Origin of the sequence: Aeromonas sp. R7-5 (genome assembly GCF_040908015.1) — a bacterium.
Classification (GTDB): domain Bacteria; phylum Pseudomonadota; class Gammaproteobacteria; order Enterobacterales; family Aeromonadaceae; genus Aeromonas; species Aeromonas caviae.
Genome location: NZ_JBFOCZ010000004.1, coordinates 28,522 through 46,297 on the forward strand (window position 1 = coordinate 28,522; position 17,776 = coordinate 46,297).

Annotated in this window: 15 protein-coding genes; 6 read left to right on the forward strand and 9 right to left on the reverse strand. The window is 64.3% G+C overall.

The window, feature by feature from the left end:
- Positions 1-23 precede the first annotated feature (23 nt).
- The 6 genes from AB5Y53_RS00275 (at position 24) to AB5Y53_RS00300 (ending at position 5,649) form a co-directional block, all read left to right on the forward strand.
- Entirely contained in the window at positions 24-746 is a 723-nt protein-coding gene (locus tag AB5Y53_RS00275; RefSeq protein ID WP_368180930.1) for a MarC family NAAT transporter, read from the forward strand.
- A 159-nt stretch (positions 747-905) separates the two neighbouring features.
- Positions 906-1,109 carry a hypothetical protein gene (locus AB5Y53_RS00280; RefSeq protein WP_041212219.1) on the forward strand — a complete coding sequence of 68 codons (204 nt, stop codon included), beginning with the start codon at positions 906-908 and terminating at the stop codon, positions 1,107-1,109.
- A 266-nt stretch (positions 1,110-1,375) separates the two neighbouring features.
- Positions 1,376-2,272: an N-acetylmuramic acid 6-phosphate etherase gene (gene murQ, locus AB5Y53_RS00285; RefSeq protein WP_368180931.1), complete on the forward strand. Its 897-nt coding sequence runs from the start codon at positions 1,376-1,378 to the stop codon at positions 2,270-2,272.
- 93 nt (positions 2,273-2,365) lie between these two features.
- On the forward strand, positions 2,366-3,820 hold the full coding sequence (murP, locus tag AB5Y53_RS00290; RefSeq protein WP_368180932.1) for a PTS N-acetylmuramic acid transporter subunit IIBC: 1,455 nt from the start codon (positions 2,366-2,368) through the stop codon (positions 3,818-3,820).
- Positions 3,821-3,922: 102 nt separating this feature from the next.
- The gene (locus AB5Y53_RS00295) at positions 3,923-4,996 is read left to right on the forward strand and encodes a porin (protein WP_010672643.1); all 1,074 of its coding nucleotides are present in this window, start codon (positions 3,923-3,925) and stop codon (positions 4,994-4,996) included.
- Between the two features lie 47 nt (positions 4,997-5,043).
- Entirely contained in the window at positions 5,044-5,649 is a 606-nt protein-coding gene (locus tag AB5Y53_RS00300) for a DUF2057 family protein (protein ID WP_151027565.1), read from the forward strand.
- An 88-nt stretch (positions 5,650-5,737) separates the two neighbouring features.
- Here AB5Y53_RS00300 and AB5Y53_RS00305 read toward each other — a convergent pair whose 3' ends face one another.
- The 9 genes from AB5Y53_RS00305 to AB5Y53_RS00345 all read right to left on the reverse strand — a co-directional run bounded on the left by AB5Y53_RS00305 (position 5,738) and on the right by AB5Y53_RS00345 (position 17,632).
- Entirely contained in the window at positions 5,738-6,601 is an 864-nt protein-coding gene (locus AB5Y53_RS00305; RefSeq protein ID WP_010672641.1) for an SIS domain-containing protein, read from the reverse strand.
- 32 nt (positions 6,602-6,633) lie between these two features.
- Positions 6,634-8,082 carry a metalloprotease TldD gene (tldD, locus tag AB5Y53_RS00310; RefSeq protein WP_323955387.1) on the reverse strand — a complete coding sequence of 483 codons (1,449 nt, stop codon included), beginning with the start codon at positions 8,080-8,082 and terminating at the stop codon, positions 6,634-6,636.
- A gap of 57 nt (positions 8,083-8,139) precedes the next feature.
- Complete coding sequence (locus tag AB5Y53_RS00315) at positions 8,140-8,946, reverse strand: carbon-nitrogen hydrolase family protein (RefSeq protein WP_052815368.1); 807 nt, start codon at positions 8,944-8,946, stop codon at positions 8,140-8,142.
- A gap of 118 nt (positions 8,947-9,064) precedes the next feature.
- Positions 9,065-12,967: a YhdP family protein gene (locus AB5Y53_RS00320; RefSeq protein ID WP_368180933.1), complete on the reverse strand. Its 3,903-nt coding sequence runs from the start codon at positions 12,965-12,967 to the stop codon at positions 9,065-9,067.
- Positions 12,968-14,437, reverse strand: coding sequence for a ribonuclease G (gene rng / locus AB5Y53_RS00325; RefSeq protein WP_010672637.1), 1,470 nt, complete (start codon positions 14,435-14,437; stop codon positions 12,968-12,970).
- 79 nt (positions 14,438-14,516) lie between these two features.
- Complete coding sequence (locus AB5Y53_RS00330) at positions 14,517-15,104, reverse strand: nucleoside triphosphate pyrophosphatase (protein ID WP_010672636.1); 588 nt, start codon at positions 15,102-15,104, stop codon at positions 14,517-14,519.
- 52 nt (positions 15,105-15,156) lie between these two features.
- Positions 15,157-15,642: a rod shape-determining protein MreD gene (gene mreD, locus AB5Y53_RS00335; protein WP_010672635.1), complete on the reverse strand. Its 486-nt coding sequence runs from the start codon at positions 15,640-15,642 to the stop codon at positions 15,157-15,159.
- Positions 15,642-16,550 (reverse strand): rod shape-determining protein MreC, encoded by a 909-nt coding sequence (gene mreC / locus AB5Y53_RS00340; RefSeq protein ID WP_029313545.1) that lies wholly within the window; start codon positions 16,548-16,550, stop codon positions 15,642-15,644. Before mreC ends, mreD begins: the two co-directional genes overlap by 1 nt.
- 41 nt (positions 16,551-16,591) lie before the next feature.
- Entirely contained in the window at positions 16,592-17,632 is a 1,041-nt protein-coding gene (locus tag AB5Y53_RS00345; protein WP_005308111.1) for a rod shape-determining protein, read from the reverse strand.
- Between the last annotated feature and the right edge of the window lie 144 nt (positions 17,633-17,776).

Consider the following 17,776-nt stretch of genomic DNA (forward strand, 5'->3'; position numbering starts at 1 on the left):
CGTCCACCTGCCCGAGGTCCACTATGTTCTTCCAGGTCGTCTTTCTCGCCTTGCTGGCCCTGCTGCCCATGGTCAACCCGCCCACCACGGCCACCCTGCTGCTGGGACTGAGCAAGGGCATGTCCCGCGAGCATATCCGCCGCCAGATCAACATGGCCGCCCTCTATCTGTTCGCCACCCTGTGCGTCAGCTTCTTCATCGGATCCTCCATCCTGGATCTGTTCGGGATCTCCATTCCCGGCCTGCGCCTGGCCGGTGGCCTCATTATCGCCTTCATCGGCTTTCGCATGCTGTTCCCCTCGCCAAACCAGTCTGCCGGGGTCGAGGCCAACCAGAATATCGCCTTCGTGCCCCTGGCCATGCCCAGCATGTGCGGACCCGGCACCATGGCGCTGGTGATCAGCGGCGCGGCCCAGATCGCCGAGCTGCCGGCCGAGGCCGATCGCGTCGTCATCTATGCCGCCATGGTCACCGCCTTCGCCCTGATGAGCCTGATCAGCTGGGGTGTGCTCAAGCTGGCAGATCCCGTGTGCAAGATCCTGGGTGCCACCGGCATCGACGCCATGACCCGCATCATGGGTTTCCTGCTGGTGTGCATGGGTATGCAGTTCTGCATCAACGGCGTCAAGGAGGTGGCGCAGGATCCCGTCTTCCATGATCAGGTGATGGAACAACCCGCTGCCGCCTTGCCGTCCCATGCCGGATCTACCGCCCTCGATCATCTCGCCGTGCCGCGCCAGCCCTGATTGAAAACGGTGTCATTTTTCGTGCAAATCCCTCCTGATCTTGCGCCTGATCATATTGCCTTCATCTTGATGGGGTAGTCTGGTTTTTGTACAGGAAAGGTTCAGAAGGTTGCCGCTAGCGTGGCATGTGCTGACCCCATCACTTGAGGAGATATGCAAATGGAAAAGATGCTGACCGAGATTGGAAGCTACAGCCTGTTTCATGAGTATCTGAACGTGGTCGGTGCCGCCAGCCCCGCGCTGACCCGGATCAAGACAGGATGGGAGTTCAAGCGAAAGGATCGCCTGCTCGCCCAGATAAGGGTGGATGACCACGGCCACGCCCGCTTCTTCATCGACGCCCGCGCCATTTCGGTCAACTGACCTGACCCCTTTCCCAGCCCCGGCGCCTGCCGGGGCTTTTTATTGGCTCTCCTTCAGCCTCTTCCCCCTCTAGTGCCATCGGCATCACCCCGATCCCACCCAGCCCTCTCCGTGCAGGAATTATCAGAACTTATAATTAGAAATAAATGGAATAATTAATTATGCGACATTGATCTCATCATCGAAATCAAAAATCGATGATCATGTTCATCATCGAGAGGGATGTTTTACGCCGGGAGTGGCGATGACCTTAAGCAGAGGAAACGATGACCATTGACCTATCAAGCATGATTACCGAGACCCGCAACCCGGCCAGCGTCGAAATCGACCAGCTGTCGACCCTGGAGATGCTGCGCGTCATCAATCAGGAGGATCAGCAGGTGGCGCTGGCGGTGGGCCAACTGCTGCCCGAAATCGCCCGGGCGGTCGATGCCATCGCGGCAGCCTTTGGCAAGGGTGGGCGACTGGTCTATATCGGCGCCGGCACCTCGGGCCGGCTCGGCATCCTGGATGCCAGCGAATGCCCGCCCACCTATGGCGTCTCTGCCGAGCAGGTGATAGGCCTGATTGCTGGCGGCCACAAGGCCATCTTGCAGGCGGTCGAGAACGCCGAGGATGACGCAGAGCTCGGCGCCCGGGATCTGAAGAACATCCAGTTCTGCGCCAACGATGTGCTGGTGGGCATAGCCGCCAGCGGCAGAACCCCCTACGTACTGGGCGCCATGGCCCACGCCAGCGCGGTGGGTGCCACGGTCTGCAGCATCAGTTGCAACCCCGGCAGCCCGCTGGCCCGGGCCGCCGACATCAGCATGGTGGCGGTGGTCGGCCCCGAGATCGTCACCGGCTCCTCCCGCATGAAGGCGGGCACGGCGCAGAAGCTCATCCTCAACATGCTCTCCACCGGCGCCATGATCCGCACCGGCAAGGTCTACGGCAACCTGATGGTGGACGTGGAAGCCACTAACGCCAAGCTGGTGGAGCGGCAAAAGCACATCGTGATGGAGGCCACCGACTGCGAGCGCGCCGTGGCGGAGCGGGCGCTGGCGCAGGCGGACAACCACTGCAAGACCGCCATCGTGATGATCCTGGCTGGACTCACGGCCGATGAGGCCCGCCACCGCCTGCAAAGCAGCAACGGCTTCATCAGCCAGTGCACCCACTGATCGGCCAACCGCACATTGGCCAGGGATGGCCATCACATAACGAGAACGGGGTGCCAGGCACCCTGCTGACACCACAGACTGACTGGGTTCTTTATGGCAAAAATAACTGACACCATGATCGGCCAGATCATCCAGGCCATCGGCGGCCGGGACAACATCACCCACTGCGGCCACTGCATGACCCGATTGCGACTGAGCCTGGCGGACAGCCTGCATGCGGATCGCGATACCATCAAGCGAATCGCCGGCGTCATGGGGGTGATTGAGAGCGACAACCAGTTCCAGATCGTGCTGGGGCCGGGCAAGGCCCAGACCGCCTGCGAGCTGATGAACGGCATGCTGAGCGCAGGACTGGGGGCGCTGGAGGCTCCGGCTGCGGCCCCCACCGAGCTTGGCGACATCGCCTCGGCCAACAAGCAGGCACTCAAGCAGAAACAGAGCAGTGCGGCCCACCGCTTCCTGGCCAAGTTTGCCACCATTTTTACACCACTGATCCCCGGCTTTATCGCCGCGGGGCTGCTGCTCGGCTTTGCCACCCTGATCGAACAGACCCTGCTGCAGGACGGCGCAGCCACCGGCGGTATGCTGGTGGAGCTGGTCGGCTACATGAAACTGTTCAGCAAGGGATTGTTCAGCTTCCTCAGCATTCTCATCGGCTACAACGCCCAGAAAGCGTTCGGCGGCTCCGGGGTCAACGGTGCCATTCTGGCCTCCCTGTTTGTGATGGGCTATGACCCCCAAGCCACCAGCGGCATCTACTCAGGCATCACCGATTTCTTCGGCCACCACATTGATCCCCGTGGCAACATCATCGGGGTGCTGATCGCCTGCATCATCGGCGCCTCGGTGGAACGCGAGGTGCGTCGCTTCATGCCGGACAGCCTCGACATGATTCTTACCTCCTGCATCACCCTGCTGCTCATGGGGGCCGTCACCTTCGTCCTGATCATGCCCCTGGGGGTGCAGCTCTACAACGGCATGTCCTGGCTCTTCATCCACCTCAACGGCAACCCGTTCGGTACCGCCATCCTGGCCGGTCTGTTCCTCATCTCGGTGATGTTCGGCATTCACCAGGGGTTCGTGCCCGTTTACTTCGCACTGATGGATGCCCAGGGCTTCAACTCCCTCTTCCCCATCCTCGCGCTGGCAGGGGCCGGCCAGGTCGGCGCCGCCCTGGCGCTTTACAGTCGCGCAGCCAAGGACTCCCTGCTGCGCACCCAGGTCAAGGGCACCATCATCCCCGGCCTGCTCGGGGTCGGTGAGCCGCTCATCTACGGCGTCACCTTGCCGCGGGTCAAACCCTTCATCACCGCCTGCTGCGGCGGATCGCTGGGGGGGTTCGTGGTCGGTCTCATCTCCTGGATGGGCCTTCCGGTCGGTCTCAACACCGTGTTCGGCCCCTCCGGCATCGTCGCGCTGCCGCTGATGACCTCGGCCCAGGGGATCTTCCCCGGCATGATGGTCTATGGCCTCGGTCTGGCGGTTGCCTACTTCGGCGGTTACCTCTTCACCCTGCTCTTCGGCTGCAAGAACGTCGATCTGAGCTAACCCTCTCTCCTCTATCCAGCTGGCTATCTGGCCCCGAGCAATCGGGGTCACGGCTTCACTCACCCCGGCTCTGGCACAAGAGCCCACACAGGAAAGACAACAATGAAACAGTCCATGCTTGCCCTGGCCATTCCTGCCCTGTTTGCCGTCGGTGCGGCGCAGGCCGCCGTCATCTACCAGGCCGATGACGGCTCCAACGTCGATCTCTACGGTCGCCTCGGCTTCAACGTCTCGGACAAGAAGAACGGCAACAGCCAGGGGGATTTCGACGGTCGCATCGGCTTTACCGCCCGCCAGACCGTCAACGACCAGGTGGCCGTGATCGGCATGGCCCAGTACCAGGTCAATGCCGCCGAATACGCCAACAACGTGCAGAAGAACAGCAGCGACCTCACCGCCCGTTACGTCTGGGCCGGGATCGATGGCGGCGAGTGGGGCAAGGTGACCGGTGGCCGGGTCTCTTCCGGCCTCATCATGTTCACCGACATCGGCGACGTGTTTGCCGCCTCCGATGTCTCCATGGCGCGCCAGGCCAGCAAGGTAGACTCCACTGCGGTCCAGGTGTTCCGCCAGGACGGTACCCTGCAATACCAGAACACTCTCGGCAATCTGGATGTATCGCTAGCCTACATCCTCGGCAACGGCACCTCGGATCTCGACTACGGCTACAACGGCGCCCTGCGTTACACCTTCGACCTCGGCGCGGCGGGCAAGCTGGCACCGGTCATCGCCTACCAGCAGAGCAAGGCGGCCCAGACCGATGCCAGCAAGGTGGATCCCGACGCCGACCAGTACCGCTTCAGCGGCATCGGCGCCCGCTACACCCTGGGTTCGCTGATGCTGGGCGCCCTCTACGCGAAGGATCAGGTGAGCTATCGCAACGGCCGGGCAGAAAGTGAGGACAAGGTATGGGAACTGACCGCTGTCTACGACATCAGCCAGAAGTGGGCAGCCCGCGCAGGCTATCGTCACCTCGACAACGACGGGGGAGACGGCATGAGTCTACGGGATACCACCCTGGAGCTGCAGTACAAGCTCACCCCGCGATCCTCCCTCTACAGCGCCTACGTGTTCCGTGATGGCGAGGATGGTCTGGCTGACAACACCATCACCAGCTTTGGCGGCAGCAGCAACAGCGAGAGCTTCTACCACCTCGGCCTGCGCTACGAGTTCTGATCCCCTGCCGGCCTCTGGCCGGCATTTTCTTTCTGCTGGAGCACCCCATGATCCGCCTCCTGTTCCTCTTCATCCTGCTGCTGCCCATGACCCTGTCGGTCCAGGCCGCCCGGCTGGAGCTGGCAGACACCCTCGTCCTGCTGGCCTCATCCCGGGGCCAGGTCTCCCCCTTCGAGCGAGCGCTCACCCTGCCCGCTGGCGACACCCGACTGCTGGTACGTTTCGACAGCCCCCTCGACCCCGGCTCCACCAACGAGAGCCAGGGGCGCGTCCGCTCAGCCCCGCTGCTGCTGACCCTGACCCTGCCGGCCAGCGGCACCCTGAAACTGACCACTCCGCCGCTGGCCGACTCCCGGGCCATTCGCCACTTTGCCACCCACCCCAACCTGCGGCTTGAGACCCCCGAGGGTAGCCACCCCCTGTCGGCAACCACCCTCCCCCGCAGCCAGGACAGTCTGATGACGGATTATCAGGCGCTGCTGGCCCGCTACGACGCACCGGCTCGCGCGGCCATCACTCCGCCGCCCGCCACCCTCGCCCAGCCCGCAACCACCCCGGGCGCCGTGCCCGTCGACCCCGAACTGCAACGGCGCTACCTCGCCGCCGACGAGGCCCAGCGCAAGGCCTTCCTGCGCTGGGCTCTCGCCCTCTGAGCCGGCACTGGCCCATAAAAAAACCACCCGCAGGCGGGTGGTTTTTCTCTTTCGACAGGTCTCGGCGTCTGTTGCAGCCGGGCCCGCGTCACTCCTTGTTGAGACGGTCGATGGCGTCCCGCGTGCCATCGATGAGGGCCCAGGCCTGCTCGTCACGGCGCTGCACCAGACCGAGGAACAGGATGTCGGTGATGGTGTTCTGGGCGGTACGCGACGAGATGGAGGAGATGCGCAGCTCGTTCTCGTCGGCCACCGTGTCCAGGACCATGTCGGCCATCTGCCGCAGAGGGGTGTTGCGAAACGAGGTGACCGCGATCAAGGTGGCGCCGTTGCGCTTGGCCAGCTCAGCAGCCGCCAGCACATCCCGGCTGGCGCCGGAATAGGAGACCACCAGCTGGACATCCCCCGGCCCCAGAGTCTGGGCGATGGAGATCTGTACGTGGCTGTCCTGGGCGAACAGGGTGGTGACCCCGATCTTGAGCAGCTTGTACCAGAGATCCTTGGCGGTCAGCGCCGAGCCGCCGATCCCCACCAGCTGGACCCGGCCAGCCTGGTTGATGACGTCCAGCACCCGCGCCAAAGTGGCGTTGTCGAGGGCCTGGGTGGTCTCTACGATGGAGTTGATCTTCTCCTGGGCCAGCTTCTTGGCCATGGTCTCCAGATCGTCGTCCCGGCCGATGCCGTTGTAGAGATCCCCCACGTTGTCGGTCTTGATGGCGTGCTTGCGCCCCAGATCCTCGCTGACCGCCAGCTTGAAGGCAGTGAAGCCCTTGAACCCGATCTTCTGGGTGAACTTCACGATGCTCGACTGGCTGACGTCAGCCTGCTGCGCCAACTCCTGGGAGGAGAAATGGGTCACCTGCTCCGGGCACGCCAGGATGTAATCGGCGATCTTGAGCTCGCTGGGGGAGAGCTGACTGCGGATATTGGAAATTTTCGACAGGGTAAGCATGGGTTCTCTCTGCTGCTTGTTCTGCGGCGCCCTTACTGGGTGCCGCCCACGGTGAGCTGATCCAGCTTGAGGGTGGGCTGGCCGACACCGACCGGCACGCTCTGCCCCTCCTTGCCACAGACCCCGACCCCGCGATCCAGCGCGAGATCCTTGCCCACCATGGAAACCTGGCTCATCGCCTCGGGGCCGTTGCCGATCAGGGTCGCCCCCTTGATGGGTGCGGTGATCTTGCCATCCTCGATGAGGTAGGCCTCGGAGGCGGAGAAGACGAACTTGCCGGAGGTGATGTCCACCTGACCGCCACCGAAGTTGGGGGCGTAAATGCCCTTCTTCACCGAGGCGATGATCTCCGCCGGATCGTACTGACCCGCCAGCATGTAGGTGTTGGTCATGCGCGGCATCGGCAGGGCGGCGTAGGATTCGCGGCGGCCGTTGCCGGTGAGCGGCACCCCCATCAGGCGGGCGTTCTGCTTGTCCTGCAGGTAACCCTTGAGAATGCCGTTCTCGATCAGCACGTTGTAGCCCCCCGGTGTCCCCTCGTCGTCGATGGAGACGGAGCCGCGCCGACCCGGCAGGGTGCCGTCATCGACGATGGTGCAGTGTTTGGAAGCCACCTGCTCGCCGATGCGCCCGGCAAAGGCGGAGGAGCCCTTGCGGTTGAAGTCCCCTTCCAGACCGTGACCCACCGCCTCGTGCAGCAGCACACCGGGCCAGCCGGCACCGAGCACCACCGGCATGGTGCCGGCCGGGGCGTCGATGGCCTCCAGGTTGACCAGGGCCTGGCGCACCGCTTCGCGCACATAGCCAAACGCACGGCTCTCGAGCCCGTCCAGCTCGAGGAAATGGTCGTAACCGAAGCGGCCACCGCCCCCCGCGCTGCCGCGCTCACGGCGATCCCCCTTCTCGGCGATGACGGTCACCGAGAGGCGCACCAGGGGGCGCACGTCAGCGGCCAGGGTGCCATCGGTGGCGGCCACCAGGATCTCTTCATAGACCCCGCTGATGGAGGCCATCACCTGATTGATGGCGGGATCCAGACTTCTGGCGAACTTGTCCATCTGCTCCAGCAGGGCAATTTTCTGCTGCTTGTCGAGGGTCTGCAGGGGATCCAGCGCCGGGTAGAGCAGGTTTGCTTCGGTGCGAGCCCATGCTTTTACCTTGCCGTGAGCACCGGCGGCGGCGATGCCGCGAGCGGCAGTCACCGACTGTTGCAGCGCCAGCAGGCTCAGCTCGTCCGAGTAGGCGAAACCGGTCTTCTCGCCGCTGACGGCGCGCACCCCCACCCCCTGATCGATGTTGTAGCTGCCATCCTTGACGATGCCGTCCTCCAGCATCCAGGACTCGTGCCAGCTGCGCTGGAAATAGAGGTCGCCGAACTCCACCTGATGGCTCATCAGGCTGCCGAGCAGCTGTTGCAGCCGCCCTTCGTCGAGATCGTTCGGGGCCAACAGGGAGGCACTAACCTGGCTCAATAGACTCAAATCTTTCTCTCCACTCTCATGCGAGATGTCGTAACGGTTAAATCCACGGCCGCGGGCTCACAACAGGCGGGCGTGTTGCAGCACCGGCATGGTGCGTTTCAATTCATCGACCAGGGCCCCATCCAGCGGCGCCAGCACAGTGCCCTGCCCCGACGCCCGACAGGCCAGCACCCGGCCCCAGGGGTCGATCACCATGCTGTGGCCCCAGGTCTGGCGCCCCGTCTCGTGGGTGCCTCCCTGGTTGGCGGCCACCACGTAGCACTGGTTCTCGATGGCACGGGCCCGCAGCAGAGGCTCCCAGTGCGCCTCGCCGGTGACGGCGGTAAAGGCGGCAGGCACCAGCAGCACCCGGGCACCGGCCCGGGCCAACTGGCGGTACAGCTCGGGAAAGCGCAGATCATAACAGATAGAAAGGCCGAGGGGACCAAAGGGGGAGTCCACCAGCACAGGCTGATCACCCGGGCTGAAGGTCTCCGACTCCCGGTAACGGCCGTGATTGTCCGCCACGTCCACGTCGAACAGGTGGATCTTGTGGTAATGCCCCTTGAGCTCGCCGTCGGGATTGAACACCAGGGTGCTGGTGTGGATGTGGTCGGCACCGGCGATGGCGGTGGGCATGGCCCCGGCCACCAGCCAGATGCCGTGGGATTTGGCCCAATCAGAGAGTTGCTGCTGGATTGGGCCATTTCCCAACGGCTCTGCCCCGTCCAGATACCCCTGCCGCTCGCCAAAGAGGGCGAAGTTTTCCGGCAGCAGCACCAGCAAGGGGCGCTCCCCGGGCAGACTCGCCAGCTCGGCGGCGATCCGCTCCCGGTTATCCTGCCAGGTACGACCCGAAATCAACTGCATGGCGGCTAGCCACATGACGCGCTCCTTCTGTTGGGCGAGCCGGTGGCACAAGGCCTTCTCGGCTCGCAGGGCAATATCCGCACTATGAGGGGTTTGGCGGCCGGGGGAAAGTCCCCCTGCCCGGTACATGCCCTCAGCGCTGACCCGAGCCCTGGTGCTTGGGATCGAGCAGGAAGGGGGTGACCTCCTTGGCGGGCAGGCCGGGCGCCACCGCATCCACCGCATCCTTCTGGTGCTGGTTGAGCTTGATGCGGGCGCGATCCCGCCCCGCCTCCACCAGCCTGGGGGCGTCCAGCGGGCCGGAGACCCGAAAATCGATGCGGGTCACCACGTCCACCACAGGCTCCAGCAGCTTGGAGAGGGCCAGCACATAGAGCCCGGTGATGGGGGTCAGGGAGAAGGCCGCCACCACCGGCAGGGTGCCGCCCAGGTTGGGGGAGAAGCTCAGATCAAAGTCGAGCCGCCAGCGCACCAGATCCGCGATGCCCTTGCCCCGCAGGTTGCCCGCGGCGCCCTTCATGTAGAAGTCGTTGTTCTCCACCACCCCCTGATTGACCTTGGCGGAGGCGGACATGGACTCGAAATAGAAGCCCTTGTCGAACACATCGCGAAAATCGAGGCGCAGCTTGCGCATCAGGGAGTCGAGGCTCAGCAGGGAGAGCAGCCGGGCCCCCTTGTCGTTGACCTCCCGCAGGGTGCCTCCCTCCAGCTGGTAGTCGGCGCTGCCCGCCAGAGTCGGCAGGCTCAGGCGGTAGGGCACGTCACGCCAGTTCAGATCCAGCGCCAGCTTGCCCGGGGCATCCCCGATGGGCGAGGTGTAGCCGAGCCGCTTGAGCAGCAGCTCGCTGTTGCGGGTCTCGAGGTTCACCCTGGCACGGGTCTGCATCTGGCTGCCACGGGCCAGCCACTCGGCGCTGCCGCGCAGGGTGCTGCCCGCCAGGCGCATCTCCAGTCCCTTGAGATCCAGCCGGTTGGCTCCGGGCAGCAGCTCCCCCTTCACCTCACCCAGGGGCAGCTCGCCGAAGCGGCAATCCACGCAACTGAAGGTAAGCCAGGGAATGGCATTCATGATGGCCCTGTCCTGGCGCTCATCGGGATCCGGGCTGAGATCGGTCCCCTTGCCGGACCAGTAGATGCGGGCAAACTTGGCATCGATGGGACGCCCATCGGCCACCGGCACCCGCACCACCCCCATCACGTCGGGGCTGTCGATCATCACCTCGGTGGCCTGGTTCACCGGCCCCAGGGTGAAGTGCACCGCCTTGAGGCTGGCGCTGCCGATGTCGGCACGGGCCAGCTGGCCATCCACCCACCACTCCTGGGGCAAGAAAGAGGGGCCCACCACCGCATTCCCCTGCGTCGCCTGCGCCTTGGCCGGCAGCCACTGCTTGAGACGGGCCAGCCAGCCGGCCACGTCCGCCTGCTGCTGGTTGATGGCGAGCAGCATGGGCTTGTCCTGCATCACCCGCGCCCCGGGCTGGCCGATGTTGACCCGCACCCGGCTGAGGTAGGGCACACCGTCGCCGTACACCAGGCGGCTCTGCATATCGATGTCCGCCCCCAGCACGGCACGGATGTCGGCGCTGCCATCCCGCCCACGGGCCGTCACCTTGAGGGGCAGCCGGGTACCCGCCGCCTTGGTCAGGGGCACGGGCAGATCCAGCCCCATGCCCTGCAGATTGGAGTCCAGCGCCAGCTGGAAGCTGAACGCCTTGTTCTCGGGCAGGGTCAGCCCCAGAGTACCGGACCAGTTGCTGCGCCCCTGGAGCATCTCGAGGGCCGGTATGTCCCGGCGCTGGCGGCGGCTGTCCCACTGCCCCTGGAACTTGAGGTCGGCCTGGTAGCCGTGGGGCAGTTGCCGCCCCTGATAATCCAGGGTCAGCGGCTGGTTCCACAGGCTCGCCTTGAGGTTGTGAATGCGGGTCTGCTCGTTGTCATACTCGAGCGTCCCTGCGACCCCGTCGAGGGGCAGATCCAGGGAGGCGATCCTCACCTTGTTGTCCTTGAAGCTGGCTTCCCCGCTGGCCTTGACCTCCCCCTCGCCATCCAGCGGTATGTCGAGCTTCACCGTGCCCTTCATGGGGCCGCGGATCTCCACCTCCCGCAGCGCCTGACCGACGGATCCCCCCAGCGGTGAGTCCTGCAAATAGTCGCTGATGGCCTTGCCCTCGCCCTCAACCTTGGCATCCACGTAGAGGTGAGCCCCCGGATAGAGGTCCGGGATCCAGGCATGCACCGAGTCGGAGCTGGCCTTGCCGAGCTGGGTGGCGCGGCTGTTCATGTCGAGGCTGGCGTTCTGGAACAGCAGATCGATCTGCAGGTCGGTCAGCGGCTGCCAGCCCGGGAAAAACTCGTAGGTGGCCTGTTGCAGCGGCACCGCCACCTGGAAGACGCCCTTGCCGTTGTCGTAGGGGAAGTCACGGAATTCACCGTACCAGAGCAAGTCTGCACCCTTGGCCTTGCCCCCCTTGATGGCGCCGCTCAGGTAGCTCACCAGCCCCTCATCCATCACCGCCAGGGGGTAGTAGCGATCCGCATGGGCCGCGTTCTTGACGTCGATCCGCCCGGTCAGGGCGAGGAAGGGGTGCTCGAACAGCTCGAGGCGAAACCGGCTGGCGAGGCGCAGATCCGGGTTGTCCAGGGCAATGTCCTGGCCATAGAGCACCCAGCCTTGCGGCGCCCGCCACCAGTCGAGGGCCGCACTCAGGCTGTCCACCGGGATGGGTTCCTTGAAGTGGCGGGCCGGATCCACCTTGCCCTTGCCCAGGGTCAGGCGGGCACGCCCCCCGTTCGGGGTCAGCCAGAAGTCGCCGTCCAGCTTTTGCAGACCGGGCACATCGTGCCAGGCCCGGGTCCCGAAGCCGCGCAGTTGCCCCTGCAGAGAGAGCCCCTGCCAGTCCCCGTCGGCCTGCAGGACCAGCTCCTGCAACTGGCCCCTTGGCCGGGTGCGCTTGAGGGTCTCGGTCAGCTCGGGATAGAGGCCGGAGACCAGTTGGCTCAGGTTGGCAATCTGGTCGAGATCGATGGCGGGCACATAGCCCTGGATGCGCGAGCCGATGCGCTCGAGCTGCAGGCGGCTGTGCAGCCAGGTGGCGCCATCGAGCTTGAAGATGACGTCGTGGCTGGCGAGCTGCCACGCCTCGCCGTCCCGGCGCAGCTGGATCTTGCCCCCCTGCAGGTCGAGGCGGTGCGGCTCCCCCTTGATCTCGTCTTTCCAGATCAGGTGGTTGTTGCCAAAGGCCAGCAGGGAGTTGCCGAGCCTGCCCTTCTCGAACTCGCTCCAGAGCTGGAAGTCGAGCTGGCCGCTCACCGGCGGCGCGCCGGCGTGGATCCTGGCCAGCATGGGGCTGATGTCCAGCTCGCTGGCCCCCAGATAGAGCTGGCCCTTGAGGCGGTCGAGCCGCACCTCGGGGGCATCCACATCGATGATGAGGTCCAGGGTGCTCTCCCCCACCCCGTTGATGAGATAGGCCTTGCCGACCCCCTGATGCCGCTTGCCGCGGTTCTGCCAGCGCAACTGGGCGATGTCGAGGGCGCGCACCTCCCCCAGTGCCGTGGTGAGGCTCAGGCGAGTGTCGTGAATGTCGAAGGTGGAGAGCTGGGTCAGCAGGAAGCGCAGCAGGGCCTCCTGCTGGTTCGCGCTCTTCCCGCTGACGGGGGTAGCGGGCTGGGTCATGTCCAGCGCGATGTTGCCGTCGCTCAGGATCAGCTGGCCAAACACCGGTCTGAGTTCGTTGAGGGAGCGCCAGAAGTCGAGGTGGGCCCACACCTTGCCAAGGCGCAGGGAGAAACGCCCCGAATCGGGGGCGATGGCCAGTCCTTCCAGCCCGATGGCCGGGCCGCGGGGAGTCCACTCCAGCCCGACGTGATCCACGCTCACCTCGAGCTGACTCTCTCCGAGCAGGGTCCCTATCACGGCCGCCCGGTGCTGGTTGAGCAAAGGGCCGCCCAGTCGTACCACGCTGACCAGAACGGCCAGCAGCACGAAGAAGACTCCGAGGGCCAACCAGCCCCGACTCAGCCAGCGATAGACCAATTACATCATCACCACATCGAACTGTTCCTGCCCACAGAGCGGCTCGGAGACCACCCTGACCTGCTTGCCGATGAAGACTTCCAGCTCCGCCAGACTGTGGGACTCCTCCCCCCGCAGGTAATCGGCCACCGAGGGGGCCGCATAGACGGTGAACTGATCCGCGTCGTAGGCGCGGTTGACCCGGATGATCTCCCGCAGGATCTCGAAGCAGACCGACTCCACCGTCTTGACCCGGCCACGCCCCTTGCACTCGGGGCACTCGGCGCAGAGCACGTGCTCCAGGCTCTCCCGGGTGCGCTTGCGGGTCATCTCCACCAGCCCGAGCTGGGAGAAACCATTGACGTTGGTCTTGGCCCTGTCTTTGGCCAGCGCCAGCTCCAGGCTGTGCAGCACCCGGCGACGGTGATCCTCGGACTGCATGTCGATGAAGTCGATGATGATGATGCCGCCGAGGTTGCGCAGGCGCAGGTGACGGGCGATGGCGGCAGTGGCCTCGACGTTGGTGTTGAAGATGGTCTCTTCCAGATTGCGATGGCCGACGAAGGCCCCGGTGTTGATGTCCACCGTGGTCATGGCTTCGGTCTGGTCGATGATGAGGTAGCCGCCGGATTTGAGCTCCACCTTGCGCTCCAGGGCCCGCTGGATCTCGTTCTCCACGTCGTAGAGATCGAAGATCGGCGACTCGCCGGTGTAGTACTCCAGCTTGTTGGCAAGCTCGGGCACGTACTCCTCGGTGAAGCGCTTGAGCTGATCGAAGCTCTGGCGCGAGTCGACCCGGATCTTGTCGAGCTCGGCACCGACGAAGTCACGCACCACCCTAAATGCCAGGCTGGGATCCTCATAGAGGATCTTGCAGGGGGGATACTTCTGCTTGCGCTCGAGGATCTTGCGCCACAGGCGCTTCAAGAAGGCGGCGTCCTGTTCCAGCTCCTGCTCCCCCACCCCTTCGGCGGCGGTGCGGATGATGTAGCCGCCCAGTTCGTCCACATAGCCGGCCACGGTGCGCTTGAGGCGCTCGCGCTCCGCCTCGGATTCGATGCGCTGGGAGACCCCCACGTGGGCACTGCCCGGCATGAAGACCAGATAACGGGATGGCAGGGTGATGTCGGTGGTGAGGCGGGCCCCCTTGGTACCGAGCGGGTCTTTGACCACCTGTACCATGATGTCCTGCCCCTGGCGCACCAGTTCGGCAATGTTGCCGGCCTGGAACTGCTCCTTCTCCTTGATCGCCACGCACTCGGTATGGGGGACGATGTCGGAGGCGTGCAGGAAGGCGGCCTTGTCCATGCCGATGTCGACGAAGGCGGCCTGCATGCCGGGCAGCACGCGGCTGATCTTGCCCTTGTAGATGTTGCCCACGATGCCGCGCTTGGCCTGACGCTCCACATGTACTTCCTGCAGCAGACCGTTCTCGACCAGGGCGACCCGGGTTTCGGAGGGGGTGACGTTTACCAGCAGTTCTACCGACATAAGTTACCTTGCCTTTCTAGTTTTGAATTCTGGCACGACGAACAACGGGTAACTCAGCAGCGCACTGCTGACGAGAGGATTACCGGGTCTGCTCGAGGTGCTGCTTGATCAACAGGTCCGTCTCCAGCAGGGGCAGGCCGACCACGGCACTGTAGCTCCCCTCGAGGCGACTGACGAATTTGCCGGCAATGCCCTGGATAGCATAAGCGCCCGCCTTGTCGCACGGCTCGCCGGTGCGCCAGTAGGCTTCGATCTCGGCCTCGTCCAGCTTGCGAAACGCCACGTTGGTGGTGACCAGCCGCACATCGCACCGCTCCGGGGTGGCCAGGGCCACCGCCGTCATCACCTGGTGTACCCGCCCGGAGAGAGCTTCCAGCATGTCCTTGGCGTCCAGCAGGTCGGAGGGTTTCTCCAGCACCCGCTCCCCCAGCACCACTATGGTGTCGGCCCCCAGCACAGGCAGCGCCGTGGGCGCCGCGGCCACACCGGCCATCGCCTTGTCGCGGGCCAGCCGGCAGACGTAATCCTGGGGCTTCTCACCGTCGTTGCGCAGCTCCGGCACATCCAGCTTGAGGACCTCGAAACGGTAGCCCAGGCGGGTCAGAAGCTCGTGCCGGCGGGGGGAACCCGAGGCGAGATAGAGTTGCAGTTCGTTGTGCTTGTTCATACTTCACTCAATGAGACGATGCGCAGTTACAATGCGTTGTTTTTATTCACATTCACTTGATATTGAAGCGACGCCGCACCTTGCGCAAGACCATAAAAATCCAGGGCCATATTAACATCGTCGTCAACGTCGACCAAAAGTAGGCGAAGTTGAGGCTGGCCCGGCTGAACAGATGCTCCGCCCAGAACACGGTGATCTTCCCCACCAGGGAGAGCAGACCGATGATCAGCGCCTGCTGCCAGAGGGAGAAGTTGCGGATCTTCTGGAACTGGAAGGCCGCCAGGTAGGTGGTGATGGCCATGGCCATGGCCCGCACGCCGAGGGTGCTGCCGAGCAGCACGTCCAGCAGCAGGCCCGCCACCCAGGCGGTGCCGACGTTGGTCCGGTGCGGCAGCGCCAGCGCCCAGTAGATGAGCACCATGGCGAGCCAGTCCGGACGGAAGGGTTCGAATTGAAAGGGAAGCGGCAGGATGGAGAGGCACAGGGCCAGCAGGATCGAACACCAGATCCAGATCCTGCCGCTGGCGGGTTGCAGCATCAGCGCGTCGCCCCCGCCGCCGAGGTTGCCGTGGCCGCCGAGGCGCTCGCCGCAGGCTCAAGGGCATCCTTGTCGTGTACTTCCGGTTTCTTGTCGGTCCACAGCAGCAGCAGGTAGCGCAGACGGTCCAGCGCCACCAGCGGCTTGGCCTCGATCTGGGCGAAGGGCTTGCCCTCCACGTAGTCGGAGCGGGTCACGGTCGCCACCGGATAACCTTCCGGGAAGCGGCCGCCCAGGCCCGAGGTGACCAGCAGATCGCCGACCTGGACGTCGGTGTTGCGGGGCAGGTTGCGCAGCTCCAGCTTGTCCAGCTCGCCGCTGCCGGAGGCGATGGCGCGCAAGTCGTTGCGCAGCACCCGCACCGGGATGCCGTGGCTGGAGTCGGTGATGAGCAGGACGCGACTGGTGGTGGAGCCCACGTGGAGCACCTGACCGACCACCCCCTGATCGTTGATCACCGGCTGGCCGTTGTAGACGCCATCCAGCGCCCCCTTGTTGATCAGCACCTGATGGCTGAAGGGGTCGGAATCCACCGACAGCAGCTCGGCCACCATCTTGCGGGACTCCTTGTGTACCGGCGACCCCAGCAGCTCGCGCAGACGCTGGTTCTCGTGCTCCAGCTGATCCATCTTGAGCAGGCGTGAGCGCAGGGTGAACAGTTGCTGCTCCTGCTGCTTGGTCTGCTCGATGAGATCGGCGCGGGTCTGCACTTGGGTCGACATGGTGTCGAGCAGGGTGCCGGGGGCGTTGGCGATGTATTGCAGCGGGCTCACCAGGGAGCTCAGATAAACGCGGACATGGCTGAACACACCGAAGCGGGAATCCGCGACGATGGCAGCGACGGAGATGATGACGGCGAGAAACAACCGTAACTGAAGCGAAGGGCCTCTACCGAAGATGGGTTTCATGAGTCGTCAAAAAAGAGCCGGCGCTCGGCCGGCTTTGGGTCTTATTCGTAGTGGAACAGATCGCCACCGTGCATATCGATCAGCTCCAGCGCCTTGCCACCGCCACGGGCGACACAGGTGAGGGGATCTTCAGCCACGACGACCGGGATGCCGGTCTCTTCCATCAGCAGACGGTCGATGTCTTTGAGCAGGGCACCACCACCGGTCAGCACCATGCCGCGCTCGGAGATGTCGGACGCCAGCTCGGGCGGGGATTGCTCCAGGGCCACCATGACGGCGGAGACGATGCCGGAGAGCGGCTCTTGCAGCGCTTCCAGGATCTCGTTGGAGTTCAGGGTGAAGCTGCGGGGCACACCCTCGGCCAGGTTTCGACCGCGCACTTCGATCTCGCGCACCTCTTCGCCCGGATAGGCGGAGCCGATCTCGTGCTTGATGCGCTCGGCGGTGGCTTCCCCGATCAGGCTGCCGTAGTTGCGACGGACGTAGCTGATGATGGCTTCGTCGAACTTGTCGCCACCGATACGGACGGACTGGGAGTAGACCACGCCGTTCAGGGAGATGATGGCCACTTCGGTGGTACCGCCACCGATGTCCACCACCATGGAACCGGTCGCTTCGGAGACCGGCAGGCCGGCACCGATGGCGGCAGCCATGGGTTCATCGATCAGGTAAACCTCGCGGGCGCCGGCGCCCAGAGCGGATTCCTTGATGGCGCGACGTTCCACCTGGGTGGAGCCGCAGGGTACGCATACCAGCACGCGCGGGCTGGGGCGGAAATAGTTGTTGTCGTGAACCTGTTTGATGAAGTGCTGCAGCATCTTCTCGGTCACGTAGAAATCGGCGATCACGCCGTCTTTCATCGGGCGAATGGCGGAGATGTTACCCGGGGTACGACCCAGCATCTGCTTGGCGGCATGACCGACAGCAGCGACCGATTTGGCGTTCCCGCGCTCTTGGCGAATGGCGACAACTGAGGGTTCGTTAAGGACGATCCCTTGATCTTTTACATAGATCAGGGTGTTGGCAGTTCCCAAGTCGATCGACAGATCGTTGGAAAAGACGCCTCTGAGCTTTTTGAACATGGCTACGGGAAATCCTAAGAATTTTGGAGGTGCAGAAAACCGGCTAACTTTACCAATGCCCACCCCAATGGGCAAGCGCTCAAACTGTCGCCAATCAATCCGGCGCGACAAAAATGCGAGTCATCACTCACCCGCTCAGGCCGA